Source organism: Variovorax paradoxus, from assembly GCF_029919115.1.
Lineage (GTDB): Bacteria > Pseudomonadota > Gammaproteobacteria > Burkholderiales > Burkholderiaceae_C > Variovorax > Variovorax paradoxus_O.
Genome location: NZ_CP123990.1, coordinates 3,020,867 through 3,036,665 on the forward strand (window position 1 = coordinate 3,020,867; position 15,799 = coordinate 3,036,665).

General features: G+C 66.3%; 16 protein-coding genes. 4 read left to right on the plus strand and 12 right to left on the minus strand.

Going from position 1 to position 15,799, the window contains the following annotated elements; all coding sequences use genetic code 11:
* The gene (locus QHG62_RS14740; RefSeq protein ID WP_281146390.1) at positions 1 to 954 is read left to right on the plus strand and encodes a GlxA family transcriptional regulator; all 954 of its coding nucleotides are present in this window, start codon (positions 1 to 3) and stop codon (positions 952 to 954) included.
* A gap of 52 nt (positions 955 to 1,006) precedes the next feature.
* On the opposite strand, the gene QHG62_RS14745 is transcribed toward QHG62_RS14740, so the two are convergent.
* From QHG62_RS14745 to QHG62_RS14770, 6 genes are all read right to left on the minus strand, one after another.
* Positions 1,007 to 1,237, minus strand: coding sequence for a hypothetical protein (locus tag QHG62_RS14745; protein ID WP_281146391.1), 231 nt, complete (start codon positions 1,235 to 1,237; stop codon positions 1,007 to 1,009).
* A complete protein-coding gene (locus QHG62_RS14750; RefSeq protein WP_281146392.1) occupies positions 1,234 to 2,271 on the minus strand; it encodes an SDR family oxidoreductase in 1,038 nt (345 codons plus the stop codon). Before QHG62_RS14750 ends, QHG62_RS14745 begins: the two co-directional genes overlap by 4 nt.
* 138 nt (positions 2,272 to 2,409) lie before the next feature.
* Entirely contained in the window at positions 2,410 to 4,521 is a 2,112-nt protein-coding gene (locus tag QHG62_RS14755; protein WP_281146393.1) for a PAS domain S-box protein, read from the minus strand.
* A 9-nt stretch (positions 4,522 to 4,530) separates the two neighbouring features.
* Positions 4,531 to 5,280, minus strand: coding sequence for a winged helix-turn-helix domain-containing protein (locus tag QHG62_RS14760; RefSeq protein WP_281146394.1), 750 nt, complete (start codon positions 5,278 to 5,280; stop codon positions 4,531 to 4,533).
* 99 nt (positions 5,281 to 5,379) lie between these two features.
* Positions 5,380 to 5,850 (minus strand): SET domain-containing protein, encoded by a 471-nt coding sequence (locus QHG62_RS14765; RefSeq protein ID WP_185868136.1) that lies wholly within the window; start codon positions 5,848 to 5,850, stop codon positions 5,380 to 5,382.
* Between the two features lie 28 nt (positions 5,851 to 5,878).
* Entirely contained in the window at positions 5,879 to 6,823 is a 945-nt protein-coding gene (locus QHG62_RS14770; protein ID WP_281151656.1) for a LysR family transcriptional regulator, read from the minus strand.
* A gap of 145 nt (positions 6,824 to 6,968) precedes the next feature.
* Here QHG62_RS14770 and QHG62_RS14775 point away from each other — a divergent pair, with 145 nt between their 5' ends.
* Together QHG62_RS14775 and QHG62_RS14780 are read left to right on the plus strand one after the other, a co-directional pair.
* A complete protein-coding gene (locus QHG62_RS14775) occupies positions 6,969 to 7,862 on the plus strand; it encodes an amino acid ABC transporter substrate-binding protein (RefSeq protein WP_281146395.1) in 894 nt (297 codons plus the stop codon).
* Positions 7,863 to 7,864: 2 nt separating this feature from the next.
* Positions 7,865 to 9,181: an aminotransferase class V-fold PLP-dependent enzyme gene (locus QHG62_RS14780; RefSeq protein ID WP_281146396.1), complete on the plus strand. Its 1,317-nt coding sequence runs from the start codon at positions 7,865 to 7,867 to the stop codon at positions 9,179 to 9,181.
* Here the strand turns inward: QHG62_RS14780 and QHG62_RS14785 are convergent.
* From QHG62_RS14785 to QHG62_RS14805, 5 genes are all read right to left on the minus strand, one after another.
* Positions 9,144 to 10,049, minus strand: a complete 906-nt coding sequence (locus QHG62_RS14785; protein ID WP_281146397.1) for an alpha/beta fold hydrolase — start codon at positions 10,047 to 10,049, stop codon at positions 9,144 to 9,146. The genes QHG62_RS14780 and QHG62_RS14785 overlap by 38 nt on opposite strands.
* A 97-nt stretch (positions 10,050 to 10,146) precedes the next feature.
* Positions 10,147 to 11,373 carry a M20 family metallopeptidase gene (locus QHG62_RS14790; protein ID WP_281146398.1) on the minus strand — a complete coding sequence of 409 codons (1,227 nt, stop codon included), beginning with the start codon at positions 11,371 to 11,373 and terminating at the stop codon, positions 10,147 to 10,149.
* 11 nt (positions 11,374 to 11,384) lie between these two features.
* Complete coding sequence (gene uraD, locus QHG62_RS14795; RefSeq protein WP_281146399.1) at positions 11,385 to 13,163, minus strand: 2-oxo-4-hydroxy-4-carboxy-5-ureidoimidazoline decarboxylase; 1,779 nt, start codon at positions 13,161 to 13,163, stop codon at positions 11,385 to 11,387.
* A 2-nt stretch (positions 13,164 to 13,165) separates the two neighbouring features.
* Positions 13,166 to 14,131 carry an allantoinase PuuE gene (puuE, locus tag QHG62_RS14800; protein ID WP_281146400.1) on the minus strand — a complete coding sequence of 322 codons (966 nt, stop codon included), beginning with the start codon at positions 14,129 to 14,131 and terminating at the stop codon, positions 13,166 to 13,168.
* A 7-nt stretch (positions 14,132 to 14,138) separates the two neighbouring features.
* A complete protein-coding gene (locus tag QHG62_RS14805) occupies positions 14,139 to 14,804 on the minus strand; it encodes a GntR family transcriptional regulator (RefSeq protein ID WP_225612662.1) in 666 nt (221 codons plus the stop codon).
* Positions 14,805 to 14,908: 104 nt separating this feature from the next.
* Between QHG62_RS14805 and uraH the strand changes: the two genes are divergently transcribed.
* Positions 14,909 to 15,259, plus strand: coding sequence for a hydroxyisourate hydrolase (uraH, locus tag QHG62_RS14810; protein ID WP_126748146.1), 351 nt, complete (start codon positions 14,909 to 14,911; stop codon positions 15,257 to 15,259).
* 3 nt (positions 15,260 to 15,262) lie between these two features.
* On the opposite strand, the gene QHG62_RS14815 is transcribed toward uraH, so the two are convergent.
* Positions 15,263 to 15,766 (minus strand): hypothetical protein, encoded by a 504-nt coding sequence (locus QHG62_RS14815; RefSeq protein WP_281146401.1) that lies wholly within the window; start codon positions 15,764 to 15,766, stop codon positions 15,263 to 15,265.
* Positions 15,767 to 15,799: the final 33 nt, after the last annotated feature.

Here is a 15,799-nt window from a genome sequence, read left to right on the forward strand (position 1 = left end):
ATGCGTGTCGCGATCCTTGCCTTTCCCCGTGTCCAGTTGCTCGACGTGGCCGGTCCCGCCGACGTGTTCGCCGAGGCGGCGCGGCAACTGGGGCAACCGCGCGCCTACCAGGTGCAGGTGATCGGCACCGAAGCGGGCGTGCTGAAGAGCAGCAGCGGAGTGCGGCTCGCGGTCGATGCGACGGTCGGCACTCACCGTGGGCCGATCGACACCTTGCTTGTGGCGGGCAGTCCGGACATCGACGGGATGGCCGAAGACGCGATGCTGCACAAGTGGCTCAGGCGGCAGTCGCGTACCGTGCGGCGCTATGGCTCCGTATGCAGCGGCGCCTTCGTGCTCGCGGCCGCCGGGCTGCTGGACGGCAAACGGGTGGCCACGCACTGGAACTCCACCGCGCGCTTGGCGGCGGCCTACCCGCACGCGTGCGTCGAGCCGGACGCCATCTACGTAAAGGACGGCAATCTGTTCACTTCCGCCGGCGTGACCGCCGGCATGGACCTCGCGCTCGCAATGGTGGAGGAGGACCATGGACGCGAGCTTGCGCTGCGGGTGGCGCGCGAGTTGGTGATGTTCCTGAAGCGCCCCGGCGGCCAGAGCCAGTTCAGCGCCCATCTGGCTGCCCAGACCTCTGAACGCTCGAGCGTGCGCCAGGTGCAGGATCACGTGCTCTCGCATCTGAAGGAAGACCTGTCGGTGCCCGCGCTGTCGGCCCGCGCAGGCATGAGCGAACGCAGCTTCGCGCGGATCTTCCGGGCTGAGGCCGGCACCACACCGGCAGAGTTTGTCGAGAACGCCCGGATAGACGCGGCCCGGCGGCTGGCCGAAGAGTCGGATCTACCGGCCAAGCGATTGGCCGACGAGGTCGGCTATGCCAACGTGGATGGCTTTCGGCGGGCGTTCAGCCGCCGCCTCGGAGTGAGCCTCGTGGAGTATCGACGGCGTTTCGCGAAATGAGAATTTTCGCGGTTGCTGTGAAAGAGTCGGGGCCGGATCGTCTCGCCGGGTCTCAGGCACCCGCATCGTTTTCACGCGGCGTGCCGCGGGCGGCGCGGCGCTTCAACGTGTCTTCGCTGTCGGCGTCCGGGGCTGCGGTGTCACGGCCCGCGGCTTTTTTCATTCCTTCCTTGAGGCTTTGCGCGCCGCGGTTGCCGATGGCCGGCTCTTCGCCGTTCACTGCATCGGGCGCCTGCACGCGCTCGCCGCCTGCCGCGGGATCGGGGGTGGATGATTTCTTCATCGTGTGCTCCTTGCGTTGCTTGACAGGTAGACGGCTCCGGCCACGGCAGCAAGCGCACCAAGGCCGAGCCATAGGGCGCCCGCGGGCTGCGCCTTGTGCCGAAAGCCGCCATCGATGGCGCAGCCGCGCGAAGGCTCGAACAGGTTGCCGTCTGTGTGCCCGGCCGGTGCGGCTCGGCGCATGGCCACGGCGCCCGCCCACCCGAGCACGCGCGCCATGAGGTTGGGCGCGAGCGCATGCATCAGGATGCCCGGCCGTGCGGGTGCGCCGATGTAGGTCCGCGCTCGCGGCCGGGTGGCCAGCGCCACCAGCGCATTGGCCACGCGGCGCGGGTCGACGACCGGCGGAGGCGGCGCGACACGGTGCCCGCTGTAGTTCGCACCATGCGACATGCCGGGCGAATCCACAAACGTTGGAAACACCTCGCAGACGTGGATGCCCGGGCAATCCGAAAACTCCGCGCGCAGCGATTCCGAAAAGCCGCGAATGCCGAACTTGCTGGCGGTGTAGGCCGTGGCAAAGGGCGTGGCAACCCAGCCGCCCAACGAGATCATGTTGACCAGCGTGCCGCCGCCACGCGCGCGAAAGTGGGGAACGATGGCGTACGCACCGTGCATGTGGCCGAGCAGGTTGGCCTCGACCACGCGCCTGTGCGACTCGAGCGGGGTGTCTTCGAACCGTCCCACCGCGCCGACGCCCACGTTGTTGATCCACATGTCCACGTGGCCGAAGTGATCGATGGCCGCCTGCGCAAGGGCGGACATTGCCGCGGGATCGGTCACGTCGGTAGCAACCACCAGCGTGCGTGCACCAGCCTGCGCGCATTCATCGGCCACCGACTGCAACGCTTCGTGGTTGCGGGCAGCCAGCACGAGCGAGGCTCCCTGTGCGGCAAACGCAAGGGCGGTGGCACGGCCGATGCCGCTGGAAGCCCCGGTGAGTACCACCACCTGGTGCAGCTTGCTCGGCGTGGCGTCGGCAGGCCCGGATGGGTGGCTCGAAGGCGAAGGTTTCGCTGCGGAGAGTGGGGACACGGAAGGCTCCTGCGATCGGTGGTGAAGGCCCCACCTTTCGTCTTCTGGCTGGCGCCGTGCGCGCGAGGCTCGCGCATCCGTGCGTCGGACAATGCCCACGGCGTTGCCTGGCGTTCGCCGTGAAAGCCTCCCGGCAGGTCAGGGTCGCGCGGCAAGCACCCGGGCCAGGGCGCGCGCGAGTTCGGCGCGGGAGTAGGGTTTGCGCAGCAGCTCCCAGCTTGGCGGCGCTTCACGGTCGGCGTCGAGCAACTCCGACGAGAAGCCCGACATCAGCAGAATCGCGAGTTGCGGAAACCTCTGCTGCGCCTCGGCGGCAAGCCGCGTTCCGCGCATGCCGGGACCCAATGCGATGTCGCTCAGCAGCACATCGAATCCGCCGGCATCCGAATCCATCTGCACAAGGGCCTGTTCGGCGTTTTCCGCCGTCACCACGCTGCAGCCAAGCGTGGTGAGAAACGTGTAGACCACCTTGCGCACTTCGGCATCGTCTTCGACCAACATGACGCGCAGGCCCTCGAGCAGCGACTGTTCGCCGTCGTCGTCCGGCGCGGCGGGCGGCGCGGCATCGTACAACTGGGGAAGGTAGAGCGTCACGGTGGTGCCCGCGCCGGGGCGCGTGTCAATGGCAATGGCGCCCTTGGACTGCTTCACGAAGCCATAGACCGTGCTCAGGCCAAGGCCGGTGCCCCGGCCGGCTTCCTTGGTGGTGAAGAAGGGCTCGAACGCGCGCTCCTTCACTTCCTCGGTCATTCCGGTGCCGCTGTCGGCTACAGAAATTGCAACAAAGCTGCCGTGCTCGCCGATGTCGCCGAGCTCGTTGAGCACCTCCTGGGGCATGGCGCCACAGGCTTCGGCGCCAAAGCGCAACGTGCCGCCCTCCGGCATGGCATCGCGCGCGTTGATGGCAATGTTCAACAGAGCCGATTCGAGCTGGCCCGGGTCGGCCAGCACGGCCGGGCAATCCGGCGCCGCGTCGATCACGATGCCGATGCGCTGGTCGAGCGTGCGCCGCAGCATGTCGGCCAGCGAATGCAGCATGGCATGCGTGTCCACGGCATTGGGCTGCAGCATCTGCCGGCGCGAAAACGCCAGCAGCTTGCCCGTGAGCTCGGCGCCGCGCCGCGAGGCCCGTGCCGCGGCCCCCACCAACTGCTGCGCATAGCCGTCCTGCGCAATGGCGGGCAGTTCTTCGAGCACTTGCAGGTTGCCCTGGATGACGGTGAGCAGGTTGTTGAAGTCGTGCGCAATGCCGCCCGTGAGCTGGCCGACGCTTTCGAGCCGCTGGGCGTGGCTGAGCGCCTCTTCGGTCTGCACCCGCTGCAGGCTGGTGGCCAGCAGGTTGGAGAGCGATTCCAGAAACCGCAACTCCTCGTCGCCGAAGCGCTTGGCCTGCCGCGAGTGCACCGTCAACACGCCGATGAAGCGCCCCCGGTCGTAGAAGGGCACGGCCAATGCGCTCACCAGGCCGGCATCGAGGTAGGCCTGCGGCACCGCAAAGCGACGCTCCTTGCCGTAGTCGGGCACCGCCACGGGCTGCGCTTCGGCATACACGAAGCCGGGCGGCGTGTTGGCGTGGCTCGCAATGCGCGCGCCAATTTCTTCGCCGGGCACCAGGCCCACGCCGCTTGCCACGCGGAAGTCGAGTCGGCTGCTTTCCAGCAGCAGCACCATGGCCACCTCCACCTCGAGCGCTTCCGCCGCGATGGTGGGCACGTGGTCGAGCATCACCTGCGGGTCGCGCGTGTCGACCGCCAGGCGGCCCAGCTGAGCAAGGTAGTCGCTGTAGCGCGCCCGCTGCAGCGCCTGCTTCACACGCGGGTAGGCGCCGATGTCGCGGATGGCGGCAACCACGAACGGCAAGCCATGGCTTTGCAGCGGACTGAGCGCGATCTCCACCATCACCTCGCTACCGTCCTTGCGCTTGGCCACCAGTTCCATCTGCGTGCCCATGGGCCGCGCGCGCGGAGCCCGGCCATAGGCCTCGCGGTAGGCGGCGTGGCGCGGACGGATGCTGTCGGGCACCAGGGCGTCGACATTCAGCCCCACCAGTTCGCCCACCGCATAGCCCAGCAGATTGGCTGCGGAAGGGTTGGCCAGCACGATGCCGCCGGCCTGGTCGACGAGCAGCAGCGCATCGGGATAGGCGATGAAGAGCGAGCGGAAGACGCTGCTCTCTTCGATGCCCGAAGGCAGCCCCTGCAAGGCGGCAATCGCCGGCTCGGCAGCCTTGGGCAAAGAAGAGTCGGCCATGCGCTCGGCTCAGCCTTGGTTCACCGGCGGAACCAGGATGTAGCCCGCGCCCCGCACCGACTTGATGATCTGCGGATCGTCCGGGTCGGCTTCGATCTTCTTGCGCAGCCGGCCGACCTGCACGTCGATGGTGCGGTCGAACGGAGCGGCTTCGCGCCCGCGCGTCTGCTCGAGCAGGAAGTCGCGCGACAGCACGCGGCCGGGGTGCCGGGCAAATGCGCGCAGCAGGTCGAACTCGCCGCCGGTAAGGGGCACGGCTTGCCCTTCTGGGTTGGCAAGGCTGCGCGCGGCAAGGTCGAGCTGCCAGCCTGCGAAGCGCAACCGATCCGGCGTGGCAACCGCGGCGGCCGGTGCCGGTGAGGCAGTTGCGGCAGGAACGGCATCGTCGGGCGCCAGCCGCCTGAGCACGGCCTTGACCCGTGCCACCAGTTCGCGCAGGTCGAAGGGCTTGGTCACGTAGTCGTCGGCGCCCACCTCCAGGCCGACGACCTTGTCCACCGCATCGCCGCGGCCGGTGACGATGACGAGCCCGCAGCGCCAGTTTTCGCGCATGCGGCGGGCAATGGAAAAGCCGTCTTCGCCGGGCAGGCCCAGGTCGAGCAGGACGAGGTCGGCCGGGTCGCTGCCCATCAGCTTCATGAGCGAGGCGCCGTTGTGCAGCTGGGTCACGCGAAAGCCGTGGCTTTGAAGATAGTTGGCCAGCAGCTGGGTGATGTCGACTTCGTCGTCGAGGACCGCGATGTGAAAGGCGGATTTCATTCGTGGAAAGCTCGCTTTTGCGGCGCGAGTGCCATGGCATTGTTGGGGGCCGCACAAGCGTAGCACGCCCCGCCGCCAAGTGAACGGATCAGCGTGCGGTCACTCCGCCTCGACCGGGGCCAGCATGGTGCCGCGGCAGTTGGGCGAGCCGCAATGGCAAGGGTATTTGGAGGCCGGCGAACCGTCGTCGGCGGTCAGGGAATAGTCGATGAACAGCTCGTCGCCCGCATCCACCGGCACGATGGTCTGGAACTTCAGCACCAGCTCGCCCGCGTCGTCGTACTCTTCGACGGCCTCGCAGTTGGGGTCGCAGGCATGATTGAGGTGGCGCGTGCCGTTGCCGCCCTTGCCGCCGTCGATGGTCTCGTGGTTGGAGAGGGTGAACAGGTAGGTGAGCTGGTCGTTCCACGCGCCGGCGGCGATTTCCTGCTGCGTGTAGCGGCGGCCTTCGTAGAGCCCGAGGAATGCGTAGGCGGGCAAGTCGCGCGTTGCAAAGGCGCCGAGCCCGTGCACTCCGCTGGGCCCGACGCGGATGAACGGCGTGGACGAGGTTTGCTTGCGGCGTTTCATGGGCCCAAGTGTGCACCAGCCACCTTGCTCATTGCTTGCGTTCTTCCTCGCGGTTTTTATCGTGTTCTTCATCGGCTTGGGCCTGGAACATGCGCGTGAAGTCGCAGCACTCCTGTGCCAGCATCACGATCGACGAGGTGAGCGCGCTGCGGTGCTCGCCCTTGTGCATGGCCACGTAGTGCACCGCAGGCAGGGCGGGTGCCACGTCGATCACGGCGAGCATGCCGGCTGAAACGAGCGGGTCGAGGCACTGGCGCGGCAGGTAGCTCACGCCCAGGCCCGACACCGTGAGCCCGGTCAGCGCCACGAGGTTGCTCACCACGATGGTGTCGGACGGCTGCACGCCCTGGTCCTTCATCCAGGCGTCATAGGCGCGGCCCGTGCCCGAGTTGCTGCCTTGCACCAGCATGCGGTGCCGCGCGAGTTCGTGCAGCCGCACGGTGCCGGCGGCGGCCACCACGCCCGGCTTGCACATCCAGGCGCTCTGCACCTTGCCGATGGCCTTGCTCTGCATGCGCGAATCGGCAAACGTGTCGGGCACGATCACCAGGTCGAGTTCGTCCGACAGCAGCTTGTCGCGCAGCTGCAGGCTGTCGTCCACGTCGGGCTCGAGAATGACCTTGGGGTAGTGCTGCTGGATCAGCCCGACCAGCCGGGGCAGCCAGGTCATTGCGGTGAGCTCCGTCACGCCTATGCGCAGCCGCCGCTCCACCACGCCCGGCTTGCTGAACTGCTCGACGGCGGCATCGCGCTGTTCGAGCAGCCTGGACGCGAGAACGAACATCTCTTCGCCTTTTTCGGTCAGCCGCGCGGTGCGCTGGGTGCGGTCGAAAAGCTCGGTGTCGAACAGCAGCTCGAGTTCATGCACCCGCTTGGACACGGCCGATTGCGAGGTGTGAAGCTGGTTGGCGGCTTGCGCAAAGCCGCCGAGCTTGGCGATCCAGTACAGGGCCTCGAGCTGCTTGAAGGTCATCACGATGCGCCGTGGCTCCTGAAATGAATACTTTTATTCATGTAATTCAATCACAAAAAATCGCTTTTGGAAATTTGAACCCGAGCTGAAGATTCGCACCGTGCTGCTCCGTGTACTTCCTGCTTCATCTTCAAAGGAACATTCCATGAACTTCAAACTGTCCCTCGTGCTTGGCGCCGGCATCGCGCTGGCCTGCGGTGCCGCGGCGGCGCAAGAAAGCCCGACGCTGCGCAAGATCAAGGAAAGCGGCACCGTGCAGATCGGCAGCCGCGACACGCAGATTCCGTTCTCCTACAAGACGGGTGCGGAAAGCGCGCCCATCGGCTTCACCAACGAAATCTGCCTGAAGGTGGTCGACGCCATCAAGGCCAAGCTGGGCATGCAGAAGATCGAGGTGCGCTACACGTTGCTCAATTCAACCAACCGTATTCCGCTGGTGCAGAACGGCACGGTCGACCTCGACTGCGCGACCACCACCAACACGGTGCAGCGCCAGCAGCAGGTCGACTTTGCGCCGAGCCACTTCGTCACCAACATCACCGCCGCGGTCAAGAAGAACTCGGGCATCAACTCGATTGCCGACCTGCAGGGCAAGAGCGTGGCCACCGTTGCCGGCAGCACCTCGATGCAGCTGCTGCGCGGCTTCCGCAAGACCGAGAACATCGAGGTGCAGGAGATCGCGGGCAAGGACACGGCCGACGCCTTCCTGCTGCTGGCGAGCGACCGCGCCGTGGCCTACGTGCTCGACGACGTGCAGCTCGCCGGCCTCATTGCCAACCAGCCCAATGCCTCCGACTACAAGCTGCTGAAGGACGTGCTGCGGCAAGAGCCCTACGGCATCATGATGCGCAAGGACGACCCCGAGTTCAAGGCCATCGTCGACCAGACGGTGACCGAGATGATGAAGTCGGGTGCCATCGACAAGCTCTACGCCAAGTGGTTCATGTCACCCATTCCGCCGCGCAACGTGAACCTCAATTTCCCGATGTCCGATGCGGTGCGCGAGGCCTACAAGAACCCGAACAACAAGGGCGTTTGAGGATGCCGGCAACCACACACCACGCCAACGGGCTGGCGTTTCCCGAAGCGCTCATGCGCGCGGTGAAGCAGCGCTTTCTCAACGTCGACCACGACCACCATGGGCGCGAGCGCCTCTACTTCGACAACGCGGGCGGCTCGTTCCGGCTGAAGGCGGCGGTCGAGCGCTTCGCGCAGGTCGATGCCATTCCCGACAACGCGGAGCGCATTCACGCCGCGGCCGTCGAACTGCAGCAGATCCAGGCTCGCGGCACGGACGACCTGCGCACCATCTTCAACGCGCGCGGCGGCAGTGTGTATGCGTCGTTGACCGCGTCGGGCGCCATGTTCGACATGGTGCGCGCGGTGGCCGAGAACGTGCCGGGCACGAACATGGTCACCACCGTGCTGGAGCATCCCTCGTCGTTCGACGCGATGAGCCTCTATGCGCAAAGGGCCGGCCGCGAGCTGCGGGTGGCCCGGAGCAACCCCGAGACCGGCGGCGTCGATGCCGACGAGATCGTGCGGCTGGTGGACAAGGAAACCTGCCTGCTCAACGTCATCTACGCATCGAACATCTCGGGCGCCAAGCTCGACCTGGAGCAGATCGTGCGACGCGCGAGGGAGATCAAGCCCGATCTCTACATCGTGGTGGACGCCGTGCAGCATGCGCCGCACGGGCTCATCGACCTGCAGAAGACGCCGGTGGACGGCATCAACATGGCACCGTACAAGTTCTTCGGTTGCCGGGGCTCGGGCTTGTCATGGGTGTCGGACCGCGCGGCGCTGCTGCCACATCACAAGCTGGCAGGCAAGAAGCCCGACTTCTGGGACCTGGGCAGCTCGGCGCCGTGGCAGTTTGCGGTGGTCACCGAAATCGTCGACTACGTGTGCTGGCTCGGCGGCCATTTTTCGAATGCTGCCGAGCGGCGGGCGCTGTTCGAAGCCGGCATCGCGCACATCGAGTTGCACGAGCGGGCGCTGCTCGCGGCGCTGCTCGACGGCAGCGGCGACATCACGGGCCTGCGCAATATCGAAGGCGTGAAGGTCTTCCTCGATCACCCGGACCTGACGAAACGCGACCTCATCATCGGCATCGGCTTCGAGCACCTGGACTGCACGCAGGCCGTGGTCGAGTACGGCAAGCGAGGCGTAACGGTGTACGAGCGCGTGGCAAGCAGCATCTACTCCAAGCGCATGCTCGACTCGTTCGGGCTCGAAGGCACCGTGCGCGTCTCACCGCTGCACTGCAACTCGCTGGCCGACATGGAGAAGTTTCTCCACGTCACGCAGGAGATTGCCCTCAGCGCGAAAGGGCTGCGGACAGGAACCGCCGGATGACCGGAACCACCTGCTCGAGGTGGGTCTCGAGCAGCCAGTGCCCGCCGTCGGTCAGCACCAGCTCGGCTTTCGGAATGTCGCGCAGGTAGGCACGCGCGGAAGCCTCGGGCATGTAGCCGTCGTTCGGTCCCCAGACGATGAGGGCGGGCGGCTGGTGTTCGCGCAGATAGGCCTGGTAGCGTGGAAACCACTCGAGATTCTGTTTCAGGCCTTCCATCAGCTTGCGCGAAACCTCCCGCCGCTGCGGCGTGTTCATCAGCGGCCAATGCAGCTTCCACAGGTCGGGCGGAATCTGCGCGGCCTGCGCTTCGGATACCTCGCCAACGAACTCCGCGCGAAAGCCGTCTTCGCTCACCGCCTCTTCGAGCACCGCCCGGTTCTTGGCCGACGGGTCGCGCCAGAATTCCTGGATGGCCTTGTACTTGGGGCCGAGCGTGTCTTCGTAGATGTCGCCGTTCTGGATGATGAGCGCGGCCACGCGCTCAGGGCGCCGAATGCCCAGGCGCAGGCCGATTTGCGAACCGTAGTCGTGCAGGTACAGGCCGTATCTGCCGATCTCCAGTTTGTCGCAGAAGGCCTCGAGAAAGCCCGCATAGGCATCGAAGTCGAAAGCGAAGGTGTCGGCAGGCGGCGTATCGCTCAGGCCAAAGCCAGGATAGTCCGGCGCCACCAGCCGCCACTTGTCGGCCAGTGCGGGCATGAGCCGGCGGTACTGGAAAGACGAACACGGATAGCCGTGCGGAAGCAGCAGCACCGGCGCATCGCGCGGTCCGGCTTCGCGGTAGAAGATCTGCATCCCGTCGACATCGATGAAGCGATGCGAGACCGCATGGACATCGGCGGGCATGGAGGAACTGCGTTCGGTCATCCCTCCATGCTGCGCCGCTAAGTGCCGACGGGTGTAGGTGGCCGCTGACGCGCTGCGTCGGACGGCCGCAACGCAGGCAGGCGGTCCGCTCGGAGGCTCAGGCCAGCAGGTCGCTCAGCGTGCGCGCAATCACCTTGGTGGCGCGGCGCAGGTCTTCGAGCACCACGCGTTCATCGCTGCGCTTGGCATGCGATTCGAGCACCGTGCGCGGGCCGGCGCCGTAGATCACGCCCGGAATGCCTGCCTCGCCATAAAGGCGCACGTCGGTGTAGAGGGGCGTGCCCATGGCCTTGATCGGCTCGCCGAACACGTCCTGGCCATGCTTCTGGATCGCATCGACCAGCGGCTTGTTGCCCGCGAGCGGCTTCATCGAGTTGGCGAGCAGCAGGCGCTTGATCTCGACCGTGATGCCGGTGCTCTCCGCGGCCGCATCCGCAATCACCTTGCGGATCGTGGCTTCGACCTCGACCGGGTTCTCTTCGGGGATCATGCGGCGGTCGAGCTTGAACACCACCTTGCCTGGCACCACGTTGGTGTTGGTGCCGCCTTCGATGCGCCCCACGTTGAGGTATGGGTGCGTGATGCCCTCGACCTTCGACGTCACCTGCTGGTAGAGCGTGTTCTGCGCGTAGAGCGCATTGAGGATCTTCACCGCGCCCTGCAGCGCATCGACGCCGGTGGTCGGAATGGCCGCATGGGCCATCTTGCCGTGCACCGTCACTTCCATCTGCAGGCAGCCGTTGTGGGCGGTGACCACTTCGTAGCTGAAGCCGGCCGCGATCATCAGGTCGGGCTTGGTAAGCCCCTGCTTGAGCAGCCAGCCCGGGCCGAGGATGCCGCCGAACTCTTCGTCGTAGGTGAAGTGCAGTTCCACGCTGCCCTTGGTCGGCTTGGCCACGGCTTCGAGCGCGCGCAGCGCGAAGGTAAAGCTCGCGAAGTCGCTCTTGCTCACGGCGGCCGCGCGGCCGTAAAGGCTGCCGTCGGCAATTTCGCCGCCGTACGGGTCGTGCGTCCAGCCTTCGCCGGGCGGCACCACGTCGCCATGTGCATTGAGGGCCACGGTGCGGCCGCCGGCGCCGTAGGGGCGGCGAACGATCAGGTTGGTGATCGACTCGAGGCCATAGTCCTTCACCTCTTGCTCCGGCACGGCGTGCTTCTCGGCGTCCAGGCCGAAGCCCCTCAGCAGCTCGGCCGTGCGCTCGGCGTGCGGCGCGTTGTTGCCGGGCGGGGTGTCGGTGGGCACGCGCACCAGTTGCTGCAGGAACTGCACTTCCTCGTCGAAGTGCGCGTCGATCCAGGCGTCGAGCTTGGCGTAGTCGGTCATGTCTTTTCTTTTCAGTGAGCTTGTTCGGTGGCGAGGTCGTTCAGCAGATGCTGGAAGGCTTCGACCGCTAGCTGAATGTCGTCGTTGGTGCTCGATTCGAGCGGGTTGTGGCTGATGCCCGAGTTGATGCCGCGCACGAAGAGCATGGCCTGCGGCATCACCTCGTGCAGCTTCATTGCGTCGTGGCCCGCGCCGCTGGGCATGCGGAAGAGCGGAATGCCGAGGGCATCGACCGCCCTCTCCCAGCGCTGTTGCCAAGCGGGTGCGCTCGGTGCGGCGGAGGCCCGCATGCTTTCCTCGATTTCGTAGCGCACGCCGCGGCGTGCGCAGATGGCCTTGAGTTCGGCCAGCACATCGTCGGTCAGCGCATCGCGCTGCGCATTGTTCGGCGCGCGCATGTCGAGGCTGAACTTGCAGAGCCCCGGCACCACGTTGATCGAACCGCTGGGCACTTCGAGCATGCCCACGGTGCCGACCGAATCTCCGTCCTTTGCGGCGCGCTGCTCGGTGTAGAGAATGAGTTCGGCTACCGCGGCGGCCGCGTCGCGGCGGCGGTCCATGGGCGTGGTGCCCGCGTGGCTCGCCGTGCCGATGATCTCGCCCACGTAGCGCACGCCGCCGTTGATGGCCGTGACGATGCCCAGCGGCAGGTCGAGCTCGGTGAGCACCGGGCCTTGCTCGATGTGCACTTCGACAAAGCCGAGGTATCGCGCCGGGTCGCGCTGGATCTTCGGAATGTCGGCTTCGTCCAGGCCCGCGTGCTTCATGGCTTCGCGCATGGTGATGCCGTCGGCGTCCTTCTGGTCGAGCCAGCGCGGATCGAAGTGGCCGATGAGCGCGCCCGATCCCAGGAAGGTGGCCTTGTACCGCTGGCCTTCTTCCTCCGCAAAGCCAACCACCTCGAAGGCGAAGGGCAGGCGCCTGCCCTGGCGCTTGAGTTCGCGCACGCAGGCCATCGGCACGAAGATGCCCAGGCGCCCGTCGTACTTGCCGCCGTTGCGCACGGTGTCGTAGTGCGAGCCGGTGAGCAGGGTCTTGGAATCGGGCGTTGCGCCTTCGTAGCGGCCGACCACGTTGCCGACCGCATCGATGTGCACGGAGTCGAAGCCGCAATCGCGCATCCAGCTCGAAATCTGCTGCGCGCAGGCGCGGTGCGCATCGGTCAGGTAGGTCACGGTGAGCTGGCCTTTTTCGGCGTAGCCCGGGTCGGTGTGCGCCGAGAGTGCTTCGTGCCAGTCCCACACGTCGTTGCCAAGCGAGATGTCGGCGCCGAACTTGTCGTCCAGGCGGATCTCGGCAATGCGGTGAATGTTGCGCAGCGCTTCGCCGAGCTCGAATTCAGGGTGGTTGAACAACCGGCGCTCGAAGGTGTCGATGATCTCGCGCTTCGAAAGACCCGTGCCGCGCGGCCCGCGCACCGCAAGAATGAAGGGAAAGCCGAATTTCGCGTTGTAGTCGGCATTGAGCTTCTGGATCTTTGCGAACTCTTCGGGCGTGCAGTCGGTCAGGCCGGCCTTGCTCTGCTCGTTGGTCGATTCGGCCGTGAGCGTCTTGCTGACCATGGCCTTGCCCGCAAGCTCGGGGTGGGCGCGAATGAGGCCGATCTTTTCGTCGCCCGACGAAGCGGCCAATGCCTGCACCAGCGCATGCTTCAGGTGCGCGAGCGAGCGGAAGGGGCGCGCGGCGAGCGCGCGTTGCGCAATCCAGGGCGAATGCTCGTAGATGCCGTCGAGCAGGGCCACGGCATCGGCCGGTACGGCCGCGTTGAGTTGGGCAATGGTGAGGCTCATGGTCAGCTTCCTGAGGCGGCAGATTCGAAGGGATGCGCCTGCTTCCAGTGCCGCGCGATGTCCACGCGCCGGCAGACCCACACGCGGTCGTGCTGGCCGATGTGGTCGAGAAAGCGCTGCAGCGCGGTAATGCGGCCGGGCCGCCCGAGCAGCCGGCAGTGCATGCCGATGCTCATCATCTTGGGGCTGTTGTCGCCGGCGGGGTCGCCTTCGGCATAGAGGGCGTCGAACGTGTCCTTCATGTACTGGAAGAACGGATCGGCATGCGAGTAGCCCTGCGGCAGCGCGAAGCGCATGTCGTTGCAGTCAAGCGTGTAGGGCACGATGAGCTGCGGCACCACCGTGCCGTCGGTCTTTTGCACCTTCATCCAGAAGGGCAGGTCGTCGCCGTAGTAGTCGCTGTCGTATTCGAAGCCGCCGTAGTCGGCCACCAGTCGGCGGGTGCGCGGGCTGTCGCGGCCGGTGTACCAGCCGAGCGCGCGCTCGCCGGTGAGCTTTTCGATGGCTTCCATGCCCAGGCGCATGTGCTCGCGCTCGGTGGCTTCGTCCAGGTTCTGGTAGTGAATCCAGCGCCAGCCGTGGCAGGCGATTTCATGGCCGAGTTCCTTGAAGGCGGCGGTGAGCTCGGGGTAGCGCTCGAGCGCCATGCCCACGCCGAACACGGTGAGTGGCAGGCCGCGCTTTTCGAACTCGCGCAGGATGCGCCACACGCCGGCGCGCGAGCCGTACTCGTAGATGCCTTCCATGCTGATGTGTCGGTCCGGAAAGCTCGCCGGGTTGAACATCTCGGAAAGGAACTGCTCGGAGCCCGCGTCGCCGTGCAGCGTGGCGTTCTCGCCGCCCTCTTCATAGTTGAGGACGAACTGCACCGCAATGCGCGCGCCGCCGGGCCACTGGGCATGCGGCGGGTTGCGGCCGTAGCCGACGAGGTCGCGCGGGTAGGGCAGGGTAGTGTCGTAGACGGTCATGGAATGTTCAGGACAGTGCAAGCGAGATGTCGTTGGTCGGAACCTTGCGGTCGAACGTGAGGTTGGCCTCGACGTGTTCCAGGTGTTCGGTCATGAGGCGCACGGCGCGCTCCTCGTCGCGGGCGGCCAGCGCCTTCACGATGTCGGCGTGCTCGTCGTTGGAGTGCTCGGCCGCGCTCGTGCTTTGGTACATGAGCGTGATGAGCGCGCAGCGCGAGATCAGCTCGCCCAGAATTTGCGCCAGCACCTGGTTGCCCATGAGCTCGGCCATGCGCACGTGGAAGTCGCCCAGCAGCTCGGTGCGGCCCGAAATGTCTTCGCCCGAGACGGCGGATTTTTCGAGCGCCACGTGTTCCTTCAGCGCCTTGATCTTCGCGGGCGTGACGGTGCGCACGAACTCGCGCGTCATCTCGGCCTCGAGCATGCGGCGTACCGCGAACACCTGGCGTGCCTCGTCGACAGCCGGTGCCGCCACGAAGGCGCCGCGCGCGGGCTCGAGGCGGATGAGCTTGTTTTGCGACAGCTGGAACAGCGCCTGGCGCACCAGCGTGCGCGACACACCGAAATGGTCGGCCAGCTTTTGCTCGGCCAACTTGGTGCCGGGCTGCAGCCGGTGCTCGACGATTGCCTTGGTGAGCGCGTCGACGATCGAACGGGTGGTGGAGGACTCCATGTTTTTCATGATAGACCCAAAGCCGGTAACTGTATACACTTTTGTCCACCGGAATTTCCCGCCCCGACCGGAGCCTCGTGGTTCCATCATTGAAGGAGAGCCCCATGGGCCTGAGCACCCACGTACTCGACACAATGCACGGCGGCCCCGCCGCCGGCATGGAGGTGGCGCTGTACACCACCCAAGGCGACGATGCGACGCTGGTGAAGCGTTTCACGCTCAATTCAGACGGCCGCAGCGACGGGCCGCTCTACGACAACAACTCGCTCAAGGCCGGCACCTACCGGCTGGTGTTCGACGTGGCGGGTTACTTCAAGGCGCGCGGCGTGAAGCTGCCCGAGCCCAATTTCCTGAACAAGGTGTCGCTGGACTTCGGCGTGGCGCACACCGACCAGCACTACCACGTGCCGCTGCTCGTGAGCCCGTGGAGCTACTCCACCTACCGCGGCTCCTGAGGGTCAGTCGCCTTGCAACTGCCCTTCGGTGAGCGTGTCGAGCTGGAAGCGCCCGCTCTTGTCCCACAGCCAGGTGTCGGTCCATGTGACGGCACCCAGGCGCGTGGCCGCAGGGAAAGGCGCGGCCTGCAGCACGAAGCGTTCGATCTCGGCGATGACCTCGGGCGCATGCTTGGGCGCGCGCATCCAGTGCAGCGACACCACCTTGCCGCCGGCATCGAGGTTGACCTGCAGCGTGCCGACGGCGTACAGCAGGGGCGGCAGCTGGCCGCTGTAGATGCGCGACCTGTGGGCTTCGTAGATGTGGCGTGCGGCATCGCGGCGGTACTCGCGTGCGGTGGCGGCATTCGATGCGCGGGGCGCGGCGCCGGCCCCGCCCCGATCGGTCTTGACGTCGCTCAGCTGTCCCGGAACGGTGCCGGTGCTCCCGCAGCCGGCAAGCCAGAGAGCGCAAGAAAGAACGGATGCCGCCAAGGCAAGGCGACGGGGCGTAAGCTGACGATTCATCGCCGGGTTTATACCGTGAGTCTCGTGCAACCC